This is a genomic window from Microcoleus sp. MON2_D5, assembly GCF_036701905.1.
Taxonomy (GTDB): Bacteria; Cyanobacteriota; Cyanobacteriia; order Cyanobacteriales; family Microcoleaceae; genus Microcoleus.
The window spans coordinates 79,756-86,506 of sequence record NZ_JAUBRM010000020.1 but is presented as its reverse complement, the minus strand read 5'-3'; the positions used below and the strand labels follow the sequence as shown (position 1 = coordinate 86,506).

The 6,751-nt window shown below is 46.3% G+C and carries 4 protein-coding genes; 1 reads left to right on the top strand and 3 read right to left on the bottom strand.

All coding sequences use genetic code 11. The features are described 5' to 3' along the window. Positions 1 to 60: 60 nt before the first annotated feature. From QUA47_RS09825 to QUA47_RS09815, 3 genes are all read right to left on the bottom strand, one after another. Positions 61 to 270 (bottom strand): hypothetical protein, encoded by a 210-nt coding sequence (locus QUA47_RS09825; RefSeq protein ID WP_333430622.1) that lies wholly within the window; start codon positions 268 to 270, stop codon positions 61 to 63. 220 nt (positions 271 to 490) lie between these two features. Next, complete coding sequence (locus QUA47_RS09820; protein ID WP_333430621.1) at positions 491 to 4,810, bottom strand: tetratricopeptide repeat protein; 4,320 nt, start codon at positions 4,808 to 4,810, stop codon at positions 491 to 493. Between the two features lie 202 nt (positions 4,811 to 5,012). Next, positions 5,013 to 5,519 (bottom strand): hypothetical protein, encoded by a 507-nt coding sequence (locus QUA47_RS09815; protein WP_333430620.1) that lies wholly within the window; start codon positions 5,517 to 5,519, stop codon positions 5,013 to 5,015. A gap of 184 nt (positions 5,520 to 5,703) precedes the next feature. Between QUA47_RS09815 and QUA47_RS09810 the strand changes: the two genes are divergently transcribed. Continuing rightward, positions 5,704 to 6,630, top strand: a complete 927-nt coding sequence (locus QUA47_RS09810) for a M28 family peptidase (protein ID WP_333430619.1) — start codon at positions 5,704 to 5,706, stop codon at positions 6,628 to 6,630. Positions 6,631 to 6,751 lie beyond the last annotated feature (121 nt).

The following is a 6,751-nucleotide window of genomic DNA, read 5'->3' as shown; positions in this document are numbered from 1 at the left end:
ACCATTGCCGTTCTTGATAACTGTTCGCTAGTCTCACAGCGATCGCACTTTTTGACCTGCTTAGTCTAAACTCCAATGCAATAGAGATTTGCCGCTTTTTGGCTGTTCTGGAATTTCCATTTTTTCGCCACGAAACCACAATTCATCAAAACTGGTGTCTATTCTGCCGTTATTTTTTTCCAGTATCGCCAAAGCTTCTTGGGCGGGAGCGTAATCTTGCAACATCATTCGCTTTTCATTGATTTCGGCGGGAGTTAGTATCGGTTCCATATTATCAATCGCCCGTAAGTTACTCAAACAATTTTGATGTAATATTATACCAGTCATGACTTGCGCGCTCCGCCAAAAGAAACCGGGTTTTTTTGAGAATCTGCGGCTCGCAGCGAAGGATTTCGGAAAAACCCGGTTTCTGGGCCACCAACTACGCGCTCCGACAATCTATAAGATCGCGTTCGATCGAGATTTATCGTTGGGTGGGGTTTGTGTGTATTTAATTAGGGTCGATCGAACTCGCTTTCTGAATAGCTGAAAACCAGTGTTCCGGGCACTCATCACCCGTAAGCTCTCGCCAAATTATCTTAAACTGACTGTCTCCCAACTGTTTGATCATCCGCCCTAAATCTGTAATATCCGAGTCCACCCATTCTTCATTATGATCGATGTCAATGGCTAAGGCGTGGAGGTAAATTTTCGCGGCTTCAGTCCAATTCGATCGGGCTTCGAGAGTTTCGCCCCATGCAGCTAGGGTAGAGGATGCTTTGCGCCAATCATTTGCTGCTCTTCTGGCTTCAAATGCTGTTTGGAAACAGGCAACAGCAGTCTCAAAATCTCCTTGCTCTTTGGCAATTTTTCCTAGTCCTTGATACTCGTCGGCAGCACTGTAGAAATCCCCCGCATCTTCATAAATTTGGAGAGCTTTATTGTAGAAGGTGATCGCACCGTCAAACCGCCGTTGCAATTGGGCTACTATTCCTAGTTGGTGATACTCCCTAGCAGCACTGTAGAAATCTCCCGCATCTTCATAAATTTGGAGAGCTTTATTGTAAAAGGCGATCGCATCGTCAAACTGCCTTTGCTCTTGGGCTACCCCTCCTAGATGGTGATAGTCGCTAGCAGCACTGTAGAAATCTCCCGTATCTTCATAAATTTTGAGAGCTTGATTGTAAAAGGCGATCGCATCGTCAAACTGCCGTTGCTCTTGGGCTACCATTCCTAGATGGTGATAGTCGCTAGCAGCACTGTAGAAATCCCCCGCATCTTCATACATTTGGAGAGCTTTGTTGTAAAAGGCGATCGCATCGTCAAACTGCCGTTGCTCTTGGGCTAACGTTCCTAGATGGTGATACTCCCTAGCAGCACTGTAGAAATCCCCCGCATCTTCTTTAATTTGGAGAGCTTTATTGTAAAAGGCGATCGCATCGTCAAACTGCCGTTGCTTTTGGGCTACCCATCCTAGATGGTGATACTCCGTAGCAGCACTGTAGAAATCCCCCGCATCTTCAAAAATTTTGAGAGCTTTGTTGTAGAAGGCGATCGCATCGTCAAACCGCCGTTGCTCTTCGGCTACGATTCCTAGATGGTGATAGTTGCCAGCAGCAGTGTAGAAATCCCCCGCATCTTCATAAATTTGGAGAGCTCTATTGTAAAAGGCGATCGCATCGTCAAACTGCCGTTGCTTTTGGGCTACCCTTCCTAGTTCGTGATAGCCGCTAGCAGCACTGTAGAAATCCCCCGCATCTTCATAAATTTTGAGAGCTTGATTGTAAGAGGCGATCGCATGGTCAAACCGCCGTTGGTCTTGGGCTACCATTCCTAGATGGTGATACACCCTAGCAGCACTGTAGAAATCCCCCGCATCTTCATAAATTTGGAGAGCTTTATTGTAAAAGGCGATCGCATCCTCAAACTGCCGTTGCTCTTGGGCTACCCATCCTAGGTGGTGATACTCCCTAGCAGCACTGTAGAAATCCCCCGCATCTTCATAAATTTGGAGAGCTTTATTGTAAAAGGCGATCGCATCGTCAAACTGCCGTTGCTCTTGGGCTACAATTCCTAGATTGTGATAAGTAGCAGCAATACTGCCATTCACGGAGGGGTCATTTAAGGCTGTCAATTCATCCCGAATTTCTTGATAAACGGCTCTTGCTGTTTCCAAGTCAGCACTTTGAGCAGCTTCATTTGCATATACTAACCGCAGATACATCCAAAAATTAAAGGCATCTTGGCCCTTTGCCTTTGCTTGTACCAAGTCGATGCCAATTTGGTTCAGCGCCCTTTCTCGCAGGGACTTAAATTCCGGTTTGCGCCCCCATCGATCGTATACCTCACCCAAGGCTTCCAGAATGAATTGAGCATTACCCCAATCCTGCTGCTGTTCTGCTATTCGTAAGTGTTGCAATAAATTCGGTTCTTCCACTCGCAGCACAAAGGTTGCCAATTCCGCATTGCTGATAAGTTCTTTATGGTAGTAATTCGCCAACCTTGCGTAGAAAACCAGCAACTTTTTTTCTAGGGTATTGATTACCTCCTGCGAACCTTTTGTATCTAGCTGTTGTCGCAAATACCAAGGCAGTGCCGGATGAATTTTGTATATACTTTCTCGCAGATATTCCACAATTCCTGCGGCGGCAGCTTCGTTGAGCAATCCTATCCAATCGGATTTCTGCAAGTTTTCTCCAAACACCGCCCGATATGCTTGTCCATATCCATCATCAGGACTTTCCGATAAAAGATGAAGCCAATGTGCATTAACTCGATCGCAAAATAGCCCTAAAAACGGCAAATGCTGCCGCGCCCGTTCCGACAAATTCGCAAACGAATAATCCAGCGACACCGTGAGAGATTTCTCTCTCCCTTCCTCCTGTGCACCCTTAAAAGTATCCAATCCCCGCCGCAGCGCCTCAATCAACTGCACCGGAGATTGCCTTTTCAAATGCCGCAACACCACCCTCAGCGACAGCGGATGTCCGCCCAACAGTTTCAGCAACTCCAGATATTCACCAGGCAATTTCGCCCTATCAACCCCCGCTTCCTGCAAAATCCGCGCCGCCAACTCTTCCGCATCCGGCTTTACCAATCCCTTTAACTCCCGCAGCGCGTAACCGCAATCCAACCAATTTTCCTCGCGCCGGCTGGTAATCAAAACCCAAGATTGTCCCCCGCGCAACTCTTTAAGAAATTGCTTCAAGCTGTCTCTTTCCGCAGCCGGTAAAAGCGGCTGATTCCCCTGGGGAAACCCATTCACCGGTTCAAAATTATCCCAAATCAGCAAACAAGGATTAGTTTGCAGATACTCCAGCACATCTTCTCTTTGATCTTCTAATAAATCCTTAGAGAAATCGTCGCCCCAAACTTCCCTACCCACTTGATTCACAACATTACTCAGCGGCGCACCTTGTTCAAAGGAAGTGAAGAAAACCCCTCCCGCACGGCCCTGAGTATCAGCCAACCACCGCGCAAACCCGTTGACCAACTCAGTTTTCCCGACACCACCCATGCCTTGCAACAGCACGATCTTGTTTTGGCGAAACGCCCGTTCCAAAAGCAAAATATCGTAATCTCGCCCAATAAAGCCGTAGCTTCCTTCCTGTGGTAGATTGCTCAGGCGGCATTTAGCTCGCTGTATTGGTTTGCCTCTCTCCTTACGGCTTGTGGGAAGTGTGCTAGGAGTAAACGGCTGATAAGGTTCCTGCTGGTACAATACCGGCACCAGCCAATCTTGCAGCGGTAACAGCCCTTTGGGACTGGGGCGCTGTTTGTCTATCAACATAGATTTGCGCCCCGCAGCCACCGCAGAGGCGATGTCTTGTCCCCGCACCAATTCCCCGTACAGCCGTCCCATGAAGTGTTTCGCCCCTGTCGCGTAGACGGAATAAGCCATGGCGACAACGCCTTTCGCACCCAATTTCACCAACTGTCCCGCGACGGAAGAAAAGGCTTCTTCCCCAGCTTGTCCCGACTTGCAAGCATTGAGAACAAACACCGGCACGCGGCAATCATTCAAATATTGAGCAATTTCCCTAGCAGTAACAATTTCCGGGTTGCCATCAGCATCTTCAAAAACTAAAACGCCTTCACCCAATTGGCCGTACTGAGTTTGCACAATGTTGCTGTCAGCTTGAAAATCGCCGTGCCCGTCAAAATGAACGATATGATAAAAGCCTTTGCGGGCGTTAAGTTCAGCTTCAAACTGGTTTAAACTGGGGGGACGCAATACAGTAAGATTTACCTGTTTTTGAATCGGTTTGAGCGCCTCTAGCATCGGGCGGGCGATAGTTTGAAAATTAATATCGCGCTCTCCGTAGGGTCGAGCAATTACGAGTAAAATATTTAATTGTTTGTCAGACATCGTTCCCAATTCTGCCCGAACTGCATAGTTGCTAAGACTGCGATACATCCCCGCCAGCAAAGGTGCCAGAAATTGATAATCTGGGGAAAACAGCAATTCCCAGGGCAAATTGAGGACTGCCGGATCGTCGGAAATAATGCTAATTTCGCAGTTATCCAAGCCGGCGCTCGTCGCTTCCTGAAAAAACTCCCGCGCCTTGTCGCTGCTGCGAAATACTAAGTTAAATAGCTGCTGTCCCCAAGCTTGCAACTGCTGTTCAATTTTTTTAGCATTTTCCGGTTCGAGTCCGTAGGGAAAGCGCAGATACTCTTCGAGATACCACCGCAAATCGGCTAGAACTTTGCTGTCAAAGGGATGTTCAAAGGTAACGGGAGGGGCAAATCGGGGTGCTGAGTTTCTCCGCTGCCAGAATAGTTGGATTGAATCGTCAACATGGTTGATGCGTAGGGAGTTTTCTGCCATTTTTTTGCGGCTTGATTAACTTATAATTATATGAGGACTTACGCAGGAGTAGTCCGAAACCGGGTTTTTTCGAGAATACTTCGTTACAGTCGCAGAAACTGCCGAAAACCCGGTTTCTTGCGTTTTGATGCGTAACTATCTTATATATTTCCAAGGTGTTGCTATTGATTCCGGATCTTCTGTAACTGTATGGCGATCGCACTCAAACGTCAATTGGTTGCGAGACAGCCCCCATTGCTAAAATCCCCAAAATTTTATTCACATCTTTGAGGTAATATTCAGTCAGATCGATACTAATTACACTTCCTTCTAATTTCATAAATTTCCAAATACTCCCAGTTGTCACCGCCCCGTAAATTGTTGAAACTTCATTGCCTGCACGTTCGTTAAATATCCTTGCTGCTAACATTTGGGCCACGCATTCTCCCAAGCCAGCCGTGATATTTTCTTTTTTTGCTTCTTCCACGAGGGTAATTACGGGAGCGCTGACAAATAGTATTTCTGGTGAATAGCTGATAAGAAGATCGCAAATCCCATTTAATCCCTTTTCGCTATCCACGTCAAACTCTATTCCCGAAAATAAGTTAATTCGTTCCTTTAACTGTCGTCGGAGGTCGATTAAAATTGGGGAAACAATCATTTCCGAGCGAGCTTTGTCGCTGTTGCTGGCAAGGGCTAAAGGTACATTATAACGGAGAGTTTCTGTCAATAGGGCGCTGCCTTCTAAGTCGGGTACATCTCCAAATAAATCGACGGTTTATGAAGTTGTCAGTTGAAAGGTTCCCTTGACTTTTTCTCAACTAAAATCGCTGTAAGGCATTTTGCTTGTCTTGCGAGAATTTTCCAGATTAAACAGAATATAATTTAATTGTACTCCTTGTGAAGCAGACTGGATGAATCTCAAAGAACGCTTGCACAGCCATCTGATTCAAATTGTACGCGATCGCAACCCATACCTCGCATCCCAAGGGCATTTTTATGTCCAGCAATACATCCGCGAACAGTTGGCACAGTGGGGAAGTGTAGAAATTGACGATTTTGCGGTGCGCGGCCGAATTCATCACAATTTGATTTTGGATTTACCCCCCCTCAGTCCCCCCCTTGCTAAGGGGGGGAAGCAAGAAGAATCACCCCTTGCTAAGGGGGGGAAGCAAGACAATCTAGGTATTGAAAAGCAGATTAAGAAGCGGTTGCCGCCGATCGTAATTGGTGCTCATTACGATACTGTACCCGGATCACCTGGGGCCGATGATAATGCTACTGGTGTTGCTGTTTTGCTGGAACTCGCAAGGGATATCGCATCTGGGCCGCTCAAATATCCTGTGCAATTAGTCGCCTTCGATATGGAAGAATACGGTTATTTGGGAAGCAGTCATCATGCAGCTAAATACAAGCAACAGCAAGAGTCAATCCGGTTAATGATTTCTTTGGAAATGTTGGGTTATTGCAACCACAATCCTAATTCTCAAAGCTACCCCGCTGGCTTGAAATATTTTTATCCAGATAGTGGTAATTTTATTGCTTTAATTGGCACTTTGCGGACGGTGCCCGATTTGATTAATTTGAGTGGCAAAATTCGCAAATCTGGTCAGCCCTGCGAGTGGCTACCGGTGCCGAATCGAGGTTTAATTGTGCCGGATACTCGCCGCAGCGATCATGTTCCTTTTTGGGATAATGGTTATCCGGCTATCATGGTGACTGATACTGCTAATATGCGAAACCCCCATTATCATCGAGAAAGCGATAAGATTGAGACTTTGGATTTGGATTTTCTGACTGGTGTTTGTCAGGGATTGGTTGAGGCTATTCGATATATATAGCAGTTTTATTTTAACGAACCGCGAAGGCGCGAAGGGCGCGAAGGAAGAAAGAAGAAGATGAGATAAAAACATATATGATTTTTATGAGTTTGAATTTATGAATTTTATGAATTGACTTCCA

What these genes read in the sequence shown, in the direction of transcription:
- QUA47_RS09810 (WP_333430619.1), top strand. Translation starts at nt 5,704, where the DNA reads ATGAATCTCAAAGAACGCTTGCACAGCCATCTGATTCAAATTGTACGC.
- QUA47_RS09825 (WP_333430622.1), bottom strand. Translation starts at nt 270, where the DNA reads ATGGAACCGATACTAACTCCCGCCGAAATCAATGAAAAGCGAATGATG.
- QUA47_RS09820 (WP_333430621.1), bottom strand. Translation starts at nt 4,810, where the DNA reads ATGGCAGAAAACTCCCTACGCATCAACCATGTTGACGATTCAATCCAA.